Source organism: Nonomuraea composti (assembly GCF_012034275.1).
In the GTDB taxonomy this organism is placed as follows: domain Bacteria; phylum Actinomycetota; class Actinomycetes; order Streptosporangiales; family Streptosporangiaceae; genus Nonomuraea; species Nonomuraea composti.
In genome coordinates, this window is record NZ_JAATEP010000028.1 from 23,085 (window position 1) to 40,598 (window position 17,514).

A 17,514-nucleotide genomic window follows, 5' to 3' on the forward strand; every position below is an offset into this window, starting at 1 on the left:
GGCGTCTCAGAGCCGCACGCCCACCAGGAGCGGGTCGTGGTCGGAGGAGCGGAACGGGTCGGGCGCGTACAGGTAGGGCGGGTTGTACTCGGTGTTGTAGTCCATGAACCGGCCCTCGTCGGCGTTGACGTGCCAGATGGTCGCGCCGGTGACCAGCTTGCGGGCGCCCTTGTCGGCCAGCACGTGGTCCAGCTCGCCCGACAGGCCGTCGAAGACGTAGCTGTAGCGGTCGTCCTTCTTGACGTACTTCTTGCTGAGGCTGGTCAGCCCGCCGTCCTCGAAGGCGTGGATCGGGTCCTCCTCGCCGTAGGCGTTGATGTCGCCGAGGACGAGCGCGTTCTTCAGCTTCAGCTCGCCGATCAGGGACAGCACGGCCTGGGCCTGCTTGACGCGCTTGGCGTTGTAGCAGCTCTGCCTGTCGCCCTGGTCGGCGTCGGCGCCGGTGGCGGGCCCGTCGGAGTCGGTGCATCCCTTCGACTTGAAGTGGTTGACCAGCACCGTGAACGTCTTGCCCCGGCCGTTCGCCTTGCCGAACGTCTGCACCAGCGGCGGCCGGTTGAAGATCGGGTCGGACGAGGAGCGCGCGGGGCCGATCGGGGTGACCCTGGCCGGCTGGTAGATGAGCGCGGTCTGGATGAGGTCGGTGCCCGGGTTCGGGTGCGTGATCGCCTGGTACGTGCCGGCGCCCGCCTTGGCGTTGAGCGCGTCCACCAGGGCGTTGAGCGCGACGTCGTCGTTGCGCTCGACCTCCATGAGGCCGGCCACGGCCGGGTCGAGCGTGGTGATGGTGGCGACCAGCTTGGCGAGCTGGCGGTCGCGCTCCTCGGCGGTGGTGGCGCCGCGCGAGCCGAGCGTGGTGAACCAGTTGAGCGTGTTGAGGCTGGCCACCCGGACGTCGCCGCCGACCCGCTCGGGGCGGGCCGGGCGCGGGTTCTCGGCGCGGAAGACGACGGGCGCGGTCGGCTGGACGCGGTAGACGTCGAAGCCGTAGGTGAGGATGCCGGTCAGGTCCCGCACCTCGTCGCCGACGCGCACGGTGTTCGAGCCCTGCGTGTGGTACGGCAGCGTGGCCGGGTTCTGCGCGTTGGAGCCGTCGTCGAGCAGGATCCGGCGCCGCGCGTCCCTGGCGGTGTCCACGCCCTCGCGGTCGGTCGGCTGGAACAGCCGCTCGTCCTCGGCGAGGAGCAACTCGCCGTAGCGGGCCAGGTTGTAGGTCTCGGAGATCGCGAGGTCGTCGTCGAACGTGACGAGCATGCCCTCGTACCGCTCGAACGTGACGTCCTTCCTGAGCGGCAGGTCGATCTCGGTACGCCGGACCGTGCCGGTGCCGCACACGTTCACGGCCGTGGCGGGGGAGATCTCGGTCAGGCCGTTGTACTCGATCGCCTTGCCGGACACGAGCACCCGGTCGCCGGCCTTGACCGGCGTCGAGGAGAACACGAACAGGCCCTCCGAGGTCGCCGGGTCGGCGTCCGGCCGGGCGGCCTGCACGTAGAAGCCGCCGAGACCGCCGGAGCCCTGGAAGTCGCCGGTCACGACACCCTCGACCCGGACGTTCTGCCCGGCGACCGGGCTCGCCTCACCGTTGCCCTGCACCTGCGGGATCTGGTGCGTGGCCGGCGTGTCACAGCTCTCGGCCGGCGTCGGGGTGGGTGTCGGGGTGGGCGTCGGGGACGGCTCGCCGCCGCCGCAGGGGGCCGGGGCGGTGGCGCTGTTGCGGGGCGCCGGGGCCCCGGTCTCGAAGTCGGCGGCGTTGTCGTCGGTGTCGGCGCAGCCGCCGCCCTTGCGCAGCCCGGCGGTGGCGTTCGTGAGCGCGGGCGCGGCCGTGCCCTCCGAGAAGTTCGCGGTGCCGTACCCGACCAGGTCGGCGAGCTGCGCGAGCTGGTCGTCCGAGCAGGGGGCGGTGGAGCCGTTGCAGGCCAGGCCCTCGGCCGAGCGCACCAGCGCCACCTTGCCCGCGGTGCCGCCCATGTTGATCGAGCCGACACTGTCGGGCTGGGGCAGCGCCCCGCTGGGCGTGGTGCCGGCGGCGAGCTGCACCAGGTGGTACTGGCCCGGCGCCAGGGTGCCGGACAGGTCGGCCTTGTTCGAGGCGAAGTTCCCGGTGCCGGTGGCGCTGGTGTACTGCACGGACCAGCCGTCCAGCGAGACGGGGGCGGCGCTGCGGTTGAACAGCTCCACATAGTCGTTCGAGAGGGGGGCGCCGGAGTTGCCGCCCCCGCCGTAGACCTGGCTGATGACCACGGTGCCTGGTGCCGCGGCGGCCATGGAGGGTGAGGACAGGGCGGCGATCGGACCGGCCAGGCCGGCCACGACGAGGATCGCCAGGACCCGGGACTTAACACGCATGCCGGGGAGCGTAAACCGACAAACGACGAAAAACCCTGACTTGGGCGTGGACTTGTCATGAAATCTCAAACATTGACACTTCGTGTCCACTCAGGGCCCCCGGATGTGTCGCCTTCGGCCGATGCGCCACCCGCACCACCGCCCCTCGCGCACACGTACGCGAGGGCGACCGCCGCCCGCCCACCCGCACCGAGAAGCCGCGACACCCCCTCGTGCGGCGCCACCTCGCGCGGCCGGTGAGGGGCACATACGCGATCCGGAGCGGCAGGCTCGACCGCCCGACGCCAGCGGCCTCGCGCGGCCACCTCGCACGGCGGCACCCGGTGCGGCGCCCACCTTGCGCGGCGCCCACCTTGCGCCGTGCCCGGCTCCGTGCTGCGGCGCCCGCCTCGCACGACGGCACCCCGTGGGCCGTCACCTCGCGCGGCGCCTGCATCGCGCTGTGTTCAGCTCGCGCGGTGCCCGCCTTGCGCGTCGGGCATCGCATGGCTCGCGCACGGCATGGCGGGTAGGGCGTGAGTTCCGGCGTGGTGCGTAGGGCACGAGGTCCGGTGTGGCGGGTTCACGCAGGATATGGGGGTCGGAGTGTGGGGGCGGGTCAGGGGGACAGGGTGAAGCCCTCGTAGCCCTTGGCCGCGATCTCGTCACACAGGGCGCGGTAGGTGCCGACCCCGCCCGCGTAAGGCATGAACACCCGAGGCTTCCCAGGGATGTTCGCCCCCATGTACCAGGAGTCGGCGCGGGGGAAGAGCGTCTGGGCGGCGACCTCGCCGACGTGCCGCATCCACCCGTCCTCGGCGTCGGCGTTGGCCTCGATGACGGTCGCGCCGGCCTCCGCGAGGTGGCGGAGGCAGTCGGCGATCCAGTCCACGTGCTGCTCGATGGAGACGAACATGTTGCTGAGCACCGACGGGCTGCCGGGCCCGGTGATGGTGAACAGGTTGGGGAAGCCGGCAGTCATCAGGCCGAGGTACGTGCGCGGCCCGCCCGCCCACTTGTCCCGCAGCGTCACGCCCCCCGCGCCCGTGATGTCGATGGCGAGCAGCGGCCCGGTCATGGCGTCGTAGCCGGTCGCGTACACGATGACGTCGACCTCGTACGTGGCCTCGGTGGTCCGCAACCCGGCCGGAACGAGCTCCTCGATGGGGGTGGCGCGGACGTCGACGAGCCGCACGTTGGGCCGGTTGTAGGTGGCGTAGTAGCCGGTGTCGAAGCAGGGCCGCTTGGTGCCGATCGGATGGTCGCGCGGCGACAGCAGCTCCGCCACCTGGGGGTCGTCGACGGCGCGGCGGATCTTCTCCCGTACGAACTCGGCGACGACCTCGTTGGCCCGCTCGTCCACGGCGGTGTCGCCGAAGGCGCCGAGGAAGCCCGGCCCGCCGTGCGCCCACCGAGCCTCCAGCTCCTCGGCGCGCTCCCGCTCGGAGGCCGCCAGCGCGGAGCGGGTGTTGAACGGCGCCGCGATGCCGAACAGGGATTCGCGCATGGAACGGCGCATCTCGGCGAAGTTGTCCTTGACCCATCGGGCGTACTGGGGCCGCATCGGGCGGTTCCAGGCGGGGATGGTGAAGTTGGGCGTCCGCTGGAAGACCGTGACCTGGGCGGCCCGCTCGGCGATGACGGGGATGATCTGGATGCCGGACGAGCCGGTGCCGATGACGGCGACCCGCTTGCCCGTGAAGTCGACTTCTTCGTGCGGCCAGCGCCCGGTGTGGTAGCTCTCGCCCTCGAAGGTGCCGGGCAGGTCGGGGACGCGCGCGTCGGACAGGCAGCCGACGGCGGTGATGAGGAAGCGGCCGGTCACGCGGTCGCCGCGGTCGGTCTCCACGCGCCAGCGGGCGCCGGCCGCGTCGTAGGCGGCGCGGTTGACGCGCCTGCCGAACCTCATGTCGCGGCGCAGGTCGAAGCGGTCGGCGACGTGCTCGGCGTACCGCAGGATCTCGGGCTGGGACGGGTACCGCTCGGTCCAGTCCCACGCCTGCTGCAGCTCCTCGGAGAACGAGTAGCAGTACTCGACGCTCTCCACGTCGCACCGGGCGCCCGGGTACCTGTTCCAGTACCAGGTGCCGCCGACGCCGTCGCCCGCCTCGTAGAGCCGCGCGGTCAGGTCGAGGCCGCGCAGCCGGTGCAGCATGTACATGCCGGAGAACCCGGCGCCGATGACGACCGCGTCGAAGGACGAGCCGGTCTCGATGGACGCTTCGGTCATGACGATCACCCCTGTCGGCACGATCCGTGCCCGTAACCCTGACATGACCGTCACCAGCGGCCAAGAGCCTCGATACAGGATTAGCACCCGGCGGCTCGTGAGTGTCCCGTCACCCCGCCGGGCCCGCGTTGGGCCTAGCATTTCGCAGGTGACCAGCTACGACGATCATGACGACTTCGAGTACGTGGACTTCTCGGCCCTGCCGCAGCGCCAGCAGCGGATCCTGGCCACGATCCGGGACTGGGTGGCCAGGTACGGTTACCCGCCGAGCACCCGCGAGCTCGGCCGTGCGGTGGGGCTGAGGTCGCCCTCGTCGGTGTCGAAGCATCTGAGGAGCCTGGAGGAGCGGGGGTTGCTGCGCCGGGGCACCACGGTGACCCGCTCGATCGACGTGCGCCCGTTCCTGCGGGCGGCGGCGCCGGAGCGTCCGGCGGACATGGTGAGCGTGCCCGTGGTCGGCGACATCGCCGCGGGCAGCCCGATCCTGGCGGAGGAGCACCTGGACGAGGCGCTGACGCTGCCGCGCGACCTGACCGGCCGCGGCACCGTGTTCGGCCTGCGGGTGCGCGGCGACTCGATGATCGACGCGGCCATCTGCGACGGCGACATCGTCGTGGTGCGCCAGCAGCCGGAGGCGCACTCGGGCCAGATCGTCGCCGCGATGATCGACGGCGAGGCCACCGTCAAGGTGTTCCGGCGGCGCGGCGGGCACGTCTACCTGGAGCCGCGCAACCCCGCCTACGACGTGATCGACGGTGACGAGGCCGTGGTGCTGGGCATCGTGGTCTCGGTCCTGCGCAGCGTCTGACCCTCGACGGCCTACGTCGTGGGCACGGGGGCGGGGAGCAGCTTGCCGAACGGGACGGTGCGCAGGGCCCGCAGGCGCTCGATGGCCTGCGGGTGGCCGTGGTCGGCGGCGAGCTTGTAGTAGAACCGCGCGATCTCCTCCTTGGCGGCGCCCGCCTGCTCGTAGGTCTGCCCGTAGGCGAAGCACTGACCGGCCGCGAACTCTTCAGGCCGCGAGGTGGCGGCGAACGCCTCGGCACCGGGATGCCGCCGCTGCCGGGCGACGTGCAGCCAGTACCTGGCCTCCGCGTTCTCGCCGGTCAGCACCTTGATGATCGCCAGGCGGTAGACGGACTCGTCGTCACCGTCCCCCGCCAGGCGGACCAGGCGCGCGACGGTCCTGGTGGTACGGCGCTCGGCCTCGTCGGCGGGGGTTCCGTAGAGGTCGTACGAGCCGATGGCCTGGGCGCGTTCGTTCCTGGCGGCGCGCCAGTGGGCCAGCCACTGGGCGACGCTGCCGAGGCCGTCCGTGGGCAGGCCGGTCGACTCGGCGTGGCGGTGACAGACCATCACGAACGAGACGACGAGCTGGCAGTCGGGCAGGCGCTCCCGCTTGCCGTTGAGTATGTCGTTGAGCGTGCTCGCCGGTAGCTCCTTGGGGACGTCCTCGGCGCGCGACAGCTTGTGCATCTGGGAATAGGTCGGCTGGCCGGCCGCTTCCCGCAGCTCCTTGAGCGCGGCGATGAATTCGGAACGGGCTCCTGCCCTATGAGTGTCTGCCATCATCCTTGATGATCGATTCCGGTTCATGTGGCGGTGGAGTCGACGGGGAGTCGACGGATGCGGGCCATGCTTCCAGAGAACGTTTCACGATAGACGCGACTTCGCGGATCCGATCTCATCCGGTATCGCAGGTCACATCCGCTGATCGCCTGCCCATGCGACCCAAGAGTGGCATTCAGCCTTGATTTCGCGATTAATCCGGCTGAATCCGGCTGAACCCGGATGCATTCGGATAGGTGTGGAAGTTTGCGTCGAAGCCGGCGATCATTTTCGGCCTCGTACGGCTCCGTCCGAGCACGTTTGGACCGCTGGCCGACGGCGTTCTCCGAGCCACAGGGTGGGTCGCGTCCATCGACATCGACCACTTCCAAGGGGACACCGCCTTGTTCACCACCCGCCAGCTTCTCACCCTCACCCTGACGATCATGATCGCCGCGATCACGTGCGCGCTCGTCCTCGCCGCCGGCGCCCAGTGGCCGGGCGCCCTGCTCAGCGGTGGCGGCGCGGGCGGCGCGACGCTCGCGGCCCTGCCCAAGCTGCTGAGCAGGCGCGACCCGTGACCCGCGACGGTCCGTGGAACGGGCCGCGCCGGTCGCCGGGCGTTCCCTGCGATGCCTGCGATGAGTGATCCTGGGCCGCGGCCGCCCGCGCCCGGCCGTCGCGGGCCGCCGAGTCGCGCGTCCTACTGCCGCTCGGCCAGCGAGCCGCAGGTGAAGCCCTTCTCGCGCTCCGGGTCGAGCTGGATCGAGGCCAGATTGGTCGTCTCCATGGGCCGGCGGAACGTCTCGTACTTGTCGCAGTCGTAGAAGACGTACGTGCCGTCGCTCTCGCCGAGCAGCATCATCCAGCGCCCGTCGTAGAGCGGCTTGTCGTCCTCGGCGTTCTTGATGATCGCCCACTGGTCCTGGAAGCCGACGTACGTGAGCAGGTCGTTCGCCTGGCCGGTCTCCTGCACCTGGAGCGCGCCCTGCACCATCGCGAGGATCAGCAGGAACCCCAGCCCGACGCCGGTGAGGGCGCCGAGCAGGACCTTCGTGGCGGCGCGCCCGACGGGCTTGCGGCGCAGCAGCCGGAACGGCACCAGGAACGTCAGCACGCCGAGCCCGACGGCGACGACGACCATGACGAACAGGTCGAGGTCGCCGAAGAGGGTGAACAGCCCCCAATACGTGGCGCCGCACCACAGCGCGGCGAGCAGCGCGGCCACCCAGGGCCGCCGCCGGACGGCCTCGATCAGCCGGCCGAGCGCGCCCCGGGTGATCCGGTCGGCGACCCAGAACAGGCCGACGAGCAGGCCGAGGGTGGGGATGAGGATGAGCAGCATCAGGATCAGCGTGCCCATGAGCCGCCCGAGCAGGACGGACTGGTCGATGCCGGCCTGCTGGGGGCTGATGCCGAACACCTGGTACATCGCCTCGACGCCGAGGTAGAGCACCGCATAGAGCGTCACGCCGATGGGCACGATGACGGAGCCGATGCGTTCGAGCAGATAGAGGACGCCGCCGTTGCTCTCCTCGTCGGAGGAGGGGGAGGGGGCGCCGCTCTCGGGGGGCATATGTGTAGCGGTGGTGCGTTCTACCGCGACCTGGTCAGTGGACATGGCGCACGAGGATAGGGCCTGCGTGTCAACGGATCATTGACGGATGCTCAACGGGGGAAGTCGTCGGAGGGGTTCCGCTTCACCGGGCTCGGTGAGAAGACATCCGATGTGAAGTCTTGTTACGCCCGGATTTCGATGCTATTTCCTTTGATCAAGGCTCCTGTGATCGGAGGAATCCGTGCCGCACCCCCCGCGACGACGCGTCAGCAGCGCCCTGGTCGCGCTCTTCACCCTGGCCGCCGGCCTGTCCGTCCCGCTGACCGCGACCGCCGCCACCGCCCAGACACCCGATGACTTGACCCTCTGGTACGACAAGCCCGCCACCGACTGGGAGACCCAGGCCCTGCCCATCGGCAACGGCCCCCTGGGCGCCATGATCTTCGGCGGGGTCGCGTCGGAGCAGCTCCAGTTCAACGAGAAGACGCTGTGGAGCGGCGGCCCCGGCGTCCAGGGCTATGACTTCGGCAACTGGAGGACGCCGAGGCCGGGCGCCATCGCCGAGGTCCAGCAGCAGATCGACCGCGACGGCAGGATGACGCCGAACGACGTGGCGGCCAGGCTCGGCCAGGGCAAGACCGGGTTCGGGGCGTACCAGACGTTCGGGGACCTGTTCCTCGACTTCGGCCACGCGGCCCCCGCCGATTACCGGCGCGAGCTGAGCCTGCGCGAGGCCGTCGCCCGCGTCGGCTACACCGCGGACGGGGTGCGTTACTCGCGGGAGTACTTCGCCAGCAACCCCGGCAACGTGATCGTCGGCCGGATCGCCGCCGACCAGGCGGGCAAGGTGTCGTTCACGCTGCGGCACACCTCGCCGCGCGACGACAAGACCGTCACCGCCTCCGGCGGCCGGCTCACCATCCGCGGGCAGCTCCGGGACAACCGCCTGCGTTTCGAGGCCCAGGTGCAGGTCATCGCCGAGGGCGGCACGCGTACGGACGCGGGGGACCGGATCACCGTCACCGGGGCCGACAGCGCCGTGATCGTCCTGTCGGCGGGCACCGACTACGCCGGCACCTACCCCGCCTACCGGGGCGAGGACCCGCACGCCAGGGTCACCGCCGCCGTGGACGCCGCCGCCGCCCAGGGCTACGACCAGCTCAGGAAGGCGCACGTGGCCGACTACCGCGAGCTGTTCGACCGGGTGCGGCTGGACCTCGGCGGCACCGCCCCGGCGATCCCCACCGACCGGCTGCGCAGGAGCTACACCGGCGGCGCCGCCGCCCAGGACCGCGCCCTTGAGGCGCTGTTCTTCGCCTACGGCCGCTACCTGCTGATCTCCTCCTCCCGCGAGAACGACCTGCTCCCGGCGAACCTGCAAGGCGTGTGGAACAACGTCACCAACCCGCCCTGGTCGGCCGACTACCACGTCAACATCAACCTGCAGATGAACTACTGGCTCGCCGAGCAGACCAACCTGCACGAGACGACCACGCCCTACGACCGCTACATCACCGCGCTCGTCGCGCCCGGCCGCAAGACCGCCCAGGAGATGTACGGCGCCCGCGGCTGGGTGGTCAACAACGAGACCAACCCCTTCGGCTTCACCGGCGTGCACGACTACGCCAGCTCCTTCTGGTTCCCCGAGGCCGCCGCCTGGACCACCCAGCACCTGTACGACACCTACCGCTTCACCGGCGACGAGAGGTACCTGCGTGAGACCGCGTACCCCGTGATCAAGGGCGCGGCCGAGTTCTGGCTCGACTTCCTGCACACCGACCCGCGGGACGGCAGGCTGGTCGTCTCGCCGAGCTATTCGCCCGAGCACGGCGACTTCTCGGCGGGCGCGTCGATGTCGCAGCAGATCGTCCGCGAGGTGCTCACGAACGCCGTGGCGGCGGCGAGGAAGCTGAAGGTGGACGAGGACTTCCAGGCCGAGGCGGGCGCCGCCCTGGCGAAGCTCGACCCCGGCCTGCGCGTCGGCTCCTGGGGCCAGCTCCAGGAGTGGAAGAGCGACTGGGACTCCACGACCGACACGCACCGGCACGTCTCCCACCTGTACGCCCTGCACCCGGGCAACCAGATCACGCCCGGCACGCCCGAGGCGGAGGCGGCGAAGGTGTCGCTGACCGCGCGCGGCGACGGCGGCACCGGCTGGTCGAAGGCGTGGAAGATCAACTTCTGGGCGCGGCTGCTGGACGGCGACCACGCGCACAAGATGCTCGCCGAGCAGCTGAAAGCCTCCACGCTGGACAACCTGTGGGACACGCACCCGCCGTTCCAGATCGACGGCAACTTCGGCGCCACCTCCGGCATCGCCGAGATGCTGCTGCAGAGCCAGCACGACGTCGTGCACGTGCTGCCCGCCCTGCCCAGCACGTGGCGCGACGGCTCCGTCAAGGGGCTGCGCGCCCGCGGCGACATCACCGTGGACGCCGCCTGGAAGGACGGCGCGCCCGACACCGTCACCGTCCGGCCGGGCAAGAGCGGGCCGATCAAGGTCAGGTCGTCGTTCATCGCCGGCCGCTACCGCGTCTACGACGAGCAGGGCCACGAGGTCGGGCCGCGCCGCGACGGCGACGCGCTGAGCTGGACCGCCCGCGCCGGCAAGGCGTACACGATCCAGAACGAGGCCGCCGTCGCCCTCCAGGCGCCCGGCACCGCCACGCCCGGCACGCCGTTCGAGGCCGAGGTCACCGTCACCGCCACCCGCCGCAGGTCCGTGCCCGCCTCCGACGTGACACTCACCGCCCCCCAGGGCTGGACCGTCGAGCCCGCCACCCGCCACCTCGCGGGCGTGGCGCCCGGACGCTCCCGCACCGCCACCTTCACCGTCACGCCGGGACCGGCCGACGGCACGCGGCGGGCGCTGCTGACCGCCTCCGTCGCCGGCGACACCTGGAAGGGCGCCGCCACCGCCGTGCTCGCCCTGGAGCCGTGCGCGCCCGCGCCGCCCGGCTCCGTCCTGGTCGCCTGGGACCCCAAGGAGGGCGGAACGGTCACCGACTCCTCCGGCAACGGCCGTGACGCCACCGTCGCCGGCGGCGCCCCGGCCTACGACGCCACCGCCCCCACGGGCAGCGGGCTCACCCTCGACGGCAACACGTACCTGACCACCGCGAACACCACGCTCGGCGTCGTGCGGGAGGCCACGTTCGGCGCCGAGGTCAAGGTCGCGGGCAGCGGCTACCGGCGGCTGTTCGACTCCCAGCCGTCCGGCGACCCCGGCACCGACGGCGTCCTCATCGACGTCACCCCCGCCGGGAAGGTCCGCTTCATCGGCGCGGGCGCCAACGTCACCCTGGACGCCACCCTGCCCGCCGGCCGCTGGCTCGACCTCGTCCTCACCCTCGACCGCACCGGCGCCCTCACCCTCTACGTGGACGGCGAGCGCGTCGCGACCGGCCAGGTCACCGGCGACGGCATCACCGGCTGCACCGCCCGCCCGCTCCGCTTCGCCGCCGACCAGGGCGGCGGCCAGCGCCTGACCGGCGGCGTGGACCGCGCCGCCATCCTCGCCAGGACGCTGACCGCCGACGAGGTCAAGAACTGGAGGGACCTGGCCTTCTGACGTCATCCCGCCCCTGCCGGTCATGTCCGCCGCAAAAACCAGTCGCCCTCGCGGGAACGGGACGGCAGCATGACGACGGCGGCTATCGGCGTTCGGGAGGGGCGGATGACTGTGCTCGAAACACAACAGGGCTCCGAGGAGAGCACCGCTCCCTCGGACTCCACGTCCCCGCGCAAATCAGCGATCCTGCTGGTCCTGCGCCACTACTTCGGCGAGCTGAAGCGTCAGTGGCGGGTCGCCGCGCCCGCGCTGACGCTCCCGGCCCTCGGCAACGTCTGCCTGTTCTACCTGGCGCCGCTCGCGGTGGCCGGGCTCGTCGGGCGGCTCGCCGCCGGCGGTGACGGCACGATCGGCACGCTGCTGCCATACGTGCTCGGCTTCGGCGGCCTGCTGCTGCTCGGCGAGGTGTTCTGGCGGGTGGGCCTGCACTTCCTCAACCGCACGGACGCGCGCGGCATCGAACGGCTCGGCGTCGTCGGCATGGACGAACTGCTCGTCAAGGACGCCGCGTTCTTCCACGACAACTTCGCCGGCTCGCTGACCAAGCGGGTGCTGGGCTTCTCCAGCAGGTTCGAGGACTTCGTCGACACGATGACGTTCTCGATCATGGCCAAGCTGGTGCCGCTGGCCTTCGCCTCGGTGGTGCTGTGGAACTACGACCCGCTGCTGGTGGTCGTGCTGCTCGGGCTGATCGTGGTGACGGGCTTCCTCGTCGCCCCGCTCATCCGCCGCCGGCAGGCGCTGGTGGACGAGCGCGAGGCCGCCAAGGTACGCGTGTCGGGCCACGTGGCCGACGTGCTGTCCAACATGGACACGGTCCGCGCGTTCGCCGCCGAGGACCGCGAGGCCAGCGAGCACCGCGCCAGGATCGCCGAGCAGACCAGGCTGTCGCTGCGCTCGTGGGACTACGGCAACCTGCGGGTCGACACCGTGGTCGCCCCCATGTCGGTCCTGACCAGCGCCGTGGGCCTGCTCCTCGCCGTGGCGCTGCGGGGCGGCCTGGGCGTGGAGGCCGTCGTGGTGACCTTCACGTACTACACGAACACGATCAGCATCATGTTCGAGTTCAACCAGATCTACCGGCGGCTGGAGAGCGTGCTCACCGAGGCCGCCCAGTTCACCGAGCTGCTGCTCGACCCGCCGACCGTGGTCGACCCGGCCGACCCGCAGCCGCTGCGGCCGGCCGACGCGAGCGTGCGCTTCGAGCGGGTGCGGTTCGCCTACAACAACGGCCCGCCCCTGTTCGACCGGCTCGACCTCGACATCGCCAGCGGCACCAGGATCGGCCTGGTCGGCCAGTCGGGCGGCGGCAAGAGCACGCTCACCCGGCTGCTGCTGCGCCTCATGGACATCGACGGCGGCCGCATCCTCATCGGCGGCCAGGACATCTCCCGCCTGCGGCAGGCGGACCTGCGCAGCCTCATCGCGTACGTGCCGCAGGAGCCGGCCATGTTCCACCGGTCGATCCGCGACAACATCGCCTTCGCCCGGCCCGGCGCGACCGAGGCGGAGATCATCGAGGCGGCGCGGGCGGCGCACGTCACCGAGTTCGCCGACTCGCTGCCCGACGGGTTCGGCACGCTGGTGGGGGAGCGCGGCGTCAAGCTGTCCGGCGGGCAGCGGCAGCGCATCGCGCTGGCCCGCGCGATCCTGCGCGACGCCCCGATCCTGCTGCTGGACGAGGCGACCAGCGCGCTCGACTCCGAGAGCGAGATCCTCGTGCAGGAGGCGCTGTGGCGGCTGATGCAGGGGCGCACCGCGCTCGTGGTCGCCCACCGGCTGAGCACGGTCGTCCGGATGGACCGGCTGGTCGTGCTCAACAAGGGGCGCATCGTGGAGCAGGGCACCCACAGCGAGCTGCTGCAGGCGCAGGGCCCGTACGCCCGGCTCTGGCGGCACCAGTCGGGCGGTTTCCTCATCGACGACGACCAGGAGGACGAAGCGCCGGCCGCTGCCCGCGACACCATGGCCGACCGCTGACGACCTGCTCCGACAGGGGTCAGAAGCCGGCCAGCTTGGCGAAGCGCTCGCCGATGAGGCGGTGGGTGGCGGCGTCCGGGTGGAGCTCGTCGGGCAGCGGCAGCTCGGCGTAGTCGGCCTCGCCGTAGAGGTCGCGGCCGTCGAGGTAGCGCAGGTTCGGGTCCTCCGCGCGGCGCTGCTCGACGATGCGGGCCAGCTCGTCCCGGATGACGCCCAGCGTGAGCTTGCCCGCGGCGCGCTCGGCCGGGTCGCCGGTGGCGCGGAAGCGCAGCTTGCCGGAGCTGAGCGCGGACAGGTCGAACGCGCAGGGGCCGGGCGTGTCCTCGTGGATCGGGCAGTAGATGGGCGAGACCACCAACAGCGGCGCGGTCGGGTGGCCCTCGCGGATCGTGTCGAGGAAGCCGTGCACCGCCGGGCCGAACGCGCGCAGCCGCATCAGGTCGGCGTTGACGACGTTGATGCCGATCTTGATGCTGATGAGGTCCGCCGGGGTGTCGCGCATGGCGCGGGCGGTGAACGGGTCGAGCAGCGCGCTGCCGCCCAGCCCGAGGTTGATCAGCTCCAGGCCGGCCAGGCTCGCGGCCAGGGCGGGCCACGTGGTGCTGGGGCTCGCGGCGTCGGAGCCGTGGCTGATCGAGCTGCCGTGGTGCAGCCACACCCGGCGGCCGCGGTCCGGCATGGGTTCCACGGGAGCGTCGGTACGCAGCGCGACCAGCTCCGTGGTCTCGTTGTGCGGCAGCCAGATCTCGACGTCCTTGTCGCGGCCGGGCAGCCCGGTGAAGCGGACGGTGCCGACCGGGCCGGGCCGGGTCTGCGTGGCTCCGGTGGCCAGGTCGATGGTGATCGTGTCGCCGTCGCCGAGCGTGGCCTGGCCGGTGAGGCGGCCGTCCACGACGAGGTCGTACACGCCGTCGGGGCGGGGCGGCGCGCCCGTGTAGAGGCGCTTGGTGGGCAGCGTGTCCAGCTCGACGGTGGTGGCGCGGGTGCGCAGGGCCAGGCGTACGCCGGAGGGCTGCGACTCGGCCATGGCGAGCTGGCCGTCGGCGCACTGGGCGCGGGCCCGCGCGGGCAGCCGGTGCGGCAGCAGACCGCGCTCGGTGGGCTCCAGATCGAGGGCGCCGCGCAGGAGGCCGGCGGTGATGGGCGTGGTGATGAGCATGGTGTCAGCCGATCGTTGTGACGGGGAGAGGGCGCAGGGGGTGCGGGCGCAGGGGGGTGCGGGCGCAGGGGGTGCGGGCGGGCCGGGTGCGGGGGAGGGGCTTACGGCGTGCGGGCGGGCCAGGTGCGGAGGAGGGCGTCGAGGGCGTCCATGGTGCGGGCCCAGGTCTCCTGGGTGTCGGGCGCGCTGTGGTCGAACCCGCCGCCCAGCTCCAGGCTGACGTAGCCGTGGAAGACGCTGCCCAGCAGCCGTACGGCGTGCGTCTGGTCGGGCTCGGCCAGGTCGTAGCCGCGCAGGATGGCCCGCGTCATCTGCGCGTGCCGGGGCCCGGCGCTGGCCATCGCCGTCTCGGTGTCGAGCCGGAGCTGGGCCGCGGCGTAGCGGCCGGGGTGCTGGTGGGCGTAGTCGCGGTAGACGTCGGCGAAGGCGATGAGGGCGTCCTTGCCGGCCCGCCCGGCCAGCGCCTCGGCGGCCCGGTCGGCCATCTCCTCCAGCGCGAGCAGGGCGATCCTGGTCTTCAGGTCGTGGGAGCTCTTCAGGTGGGAGTAGAGGCTGGCGACCTTGACGCCGAACTTCCTGGCCACGGCCGAGACCGTGACCTGCTCGAACCCGACCTCGTCGGCCAGCTCCGCCCCTGCCTGGACCAGGAGCTCCGTGGTCAGACCCGCTCGTGCCATAAGTGTTCCTCCATTTGCCTTAAGCGAGTATGTAACTACCTAAAGGCTTTAGGCAAATCCATGCATTGGAACAAAGCATTCCGTTCTGATAGGGTGAGGTGACAACGACGCACAGAGGAGGACGACATGATCCTGATCGTCGGGGCCACGGCCCACTTCGGCAGGCAGACCGTGGAGGCGCTCGCCGCCGGGGGCCACCCCGTGCGGGCCCTGAGCCGGGCCCCGGAGCAGGCCGGCCTGCCCGAGGGCGTCGAGGTCGTGCGCGGCGACCTCACCCAGGAGGAGACGCTGGCCCCGGCGCTGAGCGGCGTGCGCGCGCTCTTCCTCGTCCTGCCCTACGGCCTCGACGCCGCGCCGCTGCTGCGGGCCGCGCGGCAGGCGGGGGTGGGGCGGATCGTGTTCCTGTCCTCCGGCGCCGTGATCGACGGCGCCACGGAGCAGCCCGACGTGATCGCCGCCTACCACCACGGCGTCGAGCAGGCGATCAAGGAGACGGGCGCCGAGTGGACGTTCCTGCGCCTGTTCTTCCCCGCGATCAACTCACTGTCGTACGCGATGCAGCTGCGCGGCTCCGATGTCGTGCGCGGCGCGTACGCGGGCGCCACGAGCGCGCCCGTCCACGAGCGGGACGTGGCGGCGGTGGCGGCCGGGGCGCTGACCGGCGACGGGCACGCCGGGCGGGTCTACGGCCTGACTGGGCCCGAGTCCATGACGCAGGCCGACCAGGTGCGCGTGCTCGGCGAGGCGCTGGGCCGCCCGCTGCGCTTCGAGGAGCTGGACGCGGGGCCGGTCAGGGAGCAGCTGGCGCAGTTCATGGACCGGGCCTTCGTCAACGCGCTGTTCGACCTGATGGAGGCCACGGTCGGCAAGGCCGCGCCGGTCAACTCCCTCGTCGAGGAGCTCACCGGCCGGCCCGCCCGCACGTACGCGCAGTGGGCCGCCGACCACGTGGCGGACTTCCGCTGAGCGCCGGCTCAGCGGGGCAGGTCCGGGGTGCTCTCCGCCGGGCGCAGCTCGCTGAACAGCCGCAGCGTCAGCCGGCGCGGGCGCAGCAGTGGCACCCCGGGCAGCCGCAGGCTCCACGAGGAGAACGCCGTCTCCAGGACGATCTTCTCGTACGGCCGCTCACCGGGGATCTCGGCGCACAGCACCGACACCGCCCGGCACACCTCGTGCTGCCCGAGCCGCAGCCAGGCCCGTCCCTCGCGATCGAGGTCGGCGGCCTCCCACCACAGGTCCTGAGGCTCGCCCCGGCGCGCGGGCAGCGGCAGCCGCAGCGCGAACCCGGCGAGCCCGCCGCCGGGCCGCAGGTAGAAGGCGCCGTCGAGGCTGGGTAGCGTGAAGAGGGGGTCGGGGGACGTGCTCGCCGAGAGCGTCGCCTCTGTGGCGTCCATGGCGATCCGCCAGGCCATGATTCACCTCGCTATCACTCAGTTACCTCTTAGACGTCGCAGCGAGCACGTTTGTGACACCCATGACCCGGATCACAACCGCCCGCCCCATGTCACACTCGGCACCCCGCCGGGGCTCTTGGTGGGCGGATCAGGAAGATGACGGGGGGTTCGAGGATGTCCGGGGAGAACCGGGAGGACACGGTCGCGAAGGTGTTCGCCGAGCACCGCGAGCTGCTGTTCTCCATCGTCTACAACATGCTCGGCACGGTGGGCGACACCGAGGACGTGCTCCAGGAGACGTGGCTGGCCTGGTCCGGCAAGAGCCTGGAGGAGATCGGCCACCACCGCGCCTACCTGGTGCGCGTCGCGGTCAACCAGGCGCTGGCCCACCAGAGCACGCTGCGCCGGCGCAAGGAGACCTACCTGGGCCCGTGGCTGCCGGAGCCGCTGGCCACCGACGCCTCCGAGCCCGCCGTGCGCGGGGAGTCGGTCTCGATCGCGGTGCTGGTCGTCCTGGAGACGCTCACGCCGCTGGAGCGGGCGGTGTTCGTGCTGCACGAGGTGTTCGCCTACCGGCACACCGAGATCGCCGCCATGATCGACCGCAGCCCGGCGGCGGTGCGGCAGATCGCGCACCGGGCCCGCGAGCACGTGCAGGCGCGGCGGCCGAGGGCCCGCGTCGACCGGCGGACGCACCAGGAGGTGACCGAGCGGTTCGTGGCGGCCGCGTTCGGCGGGGACCTGGCGGCGCTCATGGAGCTGCTCGCGCCCGACGTCACGCTGTGGCCGGACGGCGGCGGCAAGTCGGCGGTGGCCGGGCCGCGCCCGATCCGCGGCCGGGACGGCGTGGCCCGCACGATCGTCGCCGGCGCCCGCCACAACGAGCACGTCGACCTGCGGTACCGGCAGGTCAACGGCGATCCGTCCGTGGTGCTGTTCGCCGAGGACGGGCCGTTCGCGGTGATGGTGCTGGACCTGGCCGCCGACGGGGAGCACGTCCGCGACGTGTACGTGGTCAGCAACCCCGACAAGCTGGCCACCATCCCCGACGACCGGGCGGGGTGAGCCC

The 17,514-nt window shown here is 71.8% G+C and carries 13 protein-coding genes; 6 read left to right on the forward strand and 7 right to left on the reverse strand.

Translation table 11 applies throughout. The features are described 5' to 3' along the window. Nucleotides 1-6 precede the first annotated feature (6 nt). Together HCN51_RS33230 and HCN51_RS33235 are read right to left on the reverse strand one after the other, a co-directional pair. Nucleotides 7-2,349, reverse strand: coding sequence for an ExeM/NucH family extracellular endonuclease (locus HCN51_RS33230; RefSeq protein WP_168014975.1), 2,343 nt, complete (start codon nt 2,347-2,349; stop codon nt 7-9). A 598-nt stretch (nt 2,350-2,947) separates the two neighbouring features. Continuing rightward, on the reverse strand, nt 2,948-4,558 hold the full coding sequence (locus tag HCN51_RS33235; protein WP_168014977.1) for a flavin-containing monooxygenase: 1,611 nt from the start codon (nt 4,556-4,558) through the stop codon (nt 2,948-2,950). A 139-nt stretch (nt 4,559-4,697) separates the two neighbouring features. Between HCN51_RS33235 and lexA the strand changes: the two genes are divergently transcribed. Next, the gene (gene lexA / locus HCN51_RS33240) at nt 4,698-5,366 is read left to right on the forward strand and encodes a transcriptional repressor LexA (protein ID WP_230466629.1); all 669 of its coding nucleotides are present in this window, start codon (nt 4,698-4,700) and stop codon (nt 5,364-5,366) included. 11 nt (nt 5,367-5,377) lie between these two features. On the opposite strand, the gene HCN51_RS33245 is transcribed toward lexA, so the two are convergent. Next, on the reverse strand, nt 5,378-6,127 hold the full coding sequence (locus HCN51_RS33245) for a hypothetical protein (RefSeq protein WP_168014979.1): 750 nt from the start codon (nt 6,125-6,127) through the stop codon (nt 5,378-5,380). 383 nt (nt 6,128-6,510) lie between these two features. On the opposite strand from HCN51_RS33245, the gene HCN51_RS33250 reads away from it, so the two are divergent. Further along, complete coding sequence (locus HCN51_RS33250; RefSeq protein ID WP_155129327.1) at nt 6,511-6,687, forward strand: hypothetical protein; 177 nt, start codon at nt 6,511-6,513, stop codon at nt 6,685-6,687. Nucleotides 6,688-6,809: 122 nt separating this feature from the next. Here the strand turns inward: HCN51_RS33250 and HCN51_RS33255 are convergent, their stop codons facing one another. Continuing rightward, the gene (locus tag HCN51_RS33255) at nt 6,810-7,727 is read right to left on the reverse strand and encodes a hypothetical protein (RefSeq protein ID WP_240973505.1); all 918 of its coding nucleotides are present in this window, start codon (nt 7,725-7,727) and stop codon (nt 6,810-6,812) included. Nucleotides 7,728-7,905: 178 nt separating this feature from the next. Here HCN51_RS33255 and HCN51_RS33260 point away from each other — a divergent pair, with 178 nt between their 5' ends. Both HCN51_RS33260 and HCN51_RS33265 read left to right on the forward strand, forming a co-directional pair. Further along, nucleotides 7,906-11,235, forward strand: coding sequence for a glycosyl hydrolase family 95 catalytic domain-containing protein (locus HCN51_RS33260; RefSeq protein ID WP_168014981.1), 3,330 nt, complete (start codon nt 7,906-7,908; stop codon nt 11,233-11,235). Between the two features lie 105 nt (nt 11,236-11,340). Then, entirely contained in the window at nt 11,341-13,215 is a 1,875-nt protein-coding gene (locus HCN51_RS33265) for an ABC transporter ATP-binding protein (protein WP_168014983.1), read from the forward strand. Nucleotides 13,216-13,234: 19 nt separating this feature from the next. Here HCN51_RS33265 and HCN51_RS33270 read toward each other — a convergent pair whose 3' ends face one another. Beyond that, on the reverse strand, nt 13,235-14,374 hold the full coding sequence (locus HCN51_RS33270; protein WP_168014985.1) for a GDSL-type esterase/lipase family protein: 1,140 nt from the start codon (nt 14,372-14,374) through the stop codon (nt 13,235-13,237). Between the two features lie 101 nt (nt 14,375-14,475). Then, nucleotides 14,476-15,051, reverse strand: coding sequence for a TetR/AcrR family transcriptional regulator (locus HCN51_RS33275; protein ID WP_168014987.1), 576 nt, complete (start codon nt 15,049-15,051; stop codon nt 14,476-14,478). A 126-nt stretch (nt 15,052-15,177) separates the two neighbouring features. On the opposite strand from HCN51_RS33275, the gene HCN51_RS33280 reads away from it, so the two are divergent. Beyond that, nucleotides 15,178-16,017 carry an NAD(P)H-binding protein gene (locus HCN51_RS33280; RefSeq protein ID WP_168014989.1) on the forward strand — a complete coding sequence of 280 codons (840 nt, stop codon included), beginning with the start codon at nt 15,178-15,180 and terminating at the stop codon, nt 16,015-16,017. A gap of 8 nt (nt 16,018-16,025) precedes the next feature. Here the strand turns inward: HCN51_RS33280 and HCN51_RS33285 are convergent, their stop codons facing one another. Continuing rightward, a complete protein-coding gene (locus HCN51_RS33285; RefSeq protein WP_080045993.1) occupies nt 16,026-16,463 on the reverse strand; it encodes a hypothetical protein in 438 nt (145 codons plus the stop codon). A 156-nt stretch (nt 16,464-16,619) separates the two neighbouring features. On the opposite strand from HCN51_RS33285, the gene sigJ reads away from it, so the two are divergent. Beyond that, nucleotides 16,620-17,510, forward strand: a complete 891-nt coding sequence (gene sigJ / locus HCN51_RS33290) for an RNA polymerase sigma factor SigJ (RefSeq protein WP_168014991.1) — start codon at nt 16,620-16,622, stop codon at nt 17,508-17,510. Nucleotides 17,511-17,514: the final 4 nt, after the last annotated feature.

Excerpts from the sequence above, each read along its gene's own strand:
- sigJ (WP_168014991.1), top strand. The coding sequence starts at position 16,620 with ATGTCCGGGGAGAACCGGGAGGACACGGTCGCGAAGGTGTTCGCCGAG.
- HCN51_RS33280 (WP_168014989.1), top strand. The coding sequence starts at position 15,178 with ATGATCCTGATCGTCGGGGCCACGGCCCACTTCGGCAGGCAGACCGTG.
- HCN51_RS33230 (WP_168014975.1), bottom strand. The coding sequence starts at position 2,349 with ATGCGTGTTAAGTCCCGGGTCCTGGCGATCCTCGTCGTGGCCGGCCTG.
- HCN51_RS33265 (WP_168014983.1), top strand. The coding sequence starts at position 11,341 with ATGACTGTGCTCGAAACACAACAGGGCTCCGAGGAGAGCACCGCTCCC.
- HCN51_RS33255 (WP_240973505.1), bottom strand. The coding sequence starts at position 7,727 with ATGTCCACTGACCAGGTCGCGGTAGAACGCACCACCGCTACACATATG.
- HCN51_RS33275 (WP_168014987.1), bottom strand. The coding sequence starts at position 15,051 with ATGGCACGAGCGGGTCTGACCACGGAGCTCCTGGTCCAGGCAGGGGCG.
- HCN51_RS33270 (WP_168014985.1), bottom strand. The coding sequence starts at position 14,374 with ATGCTCATCACCACGCCCATCACCGCCGGCCTCCTGCGCGGCGCCCTC.
- HCN51_RS33235 (WP_168014977.1), bottom strand. The coding sequence starts at position 4,558 with ATGACCGAAGCGTCCATCGAGACCGGCTCGTCCTTCGACGCGGTCGTC.
- HCN51_RS33245 (WP_168014979.1), bottom strand. The coding sequence starts at position 6,127 with ATGGCAGACACTCATAGGGCAGGAGCCCGTTCCGAATTCATCGCCGCG.
- HCN51_RS33285 (WP_080045993.1), bottom strand. The coding sequence starts at position 16,463 with ATGGCCTGGCGGATCGCCATGGACGCCACAGAGGCGACGCTCTCGGCG.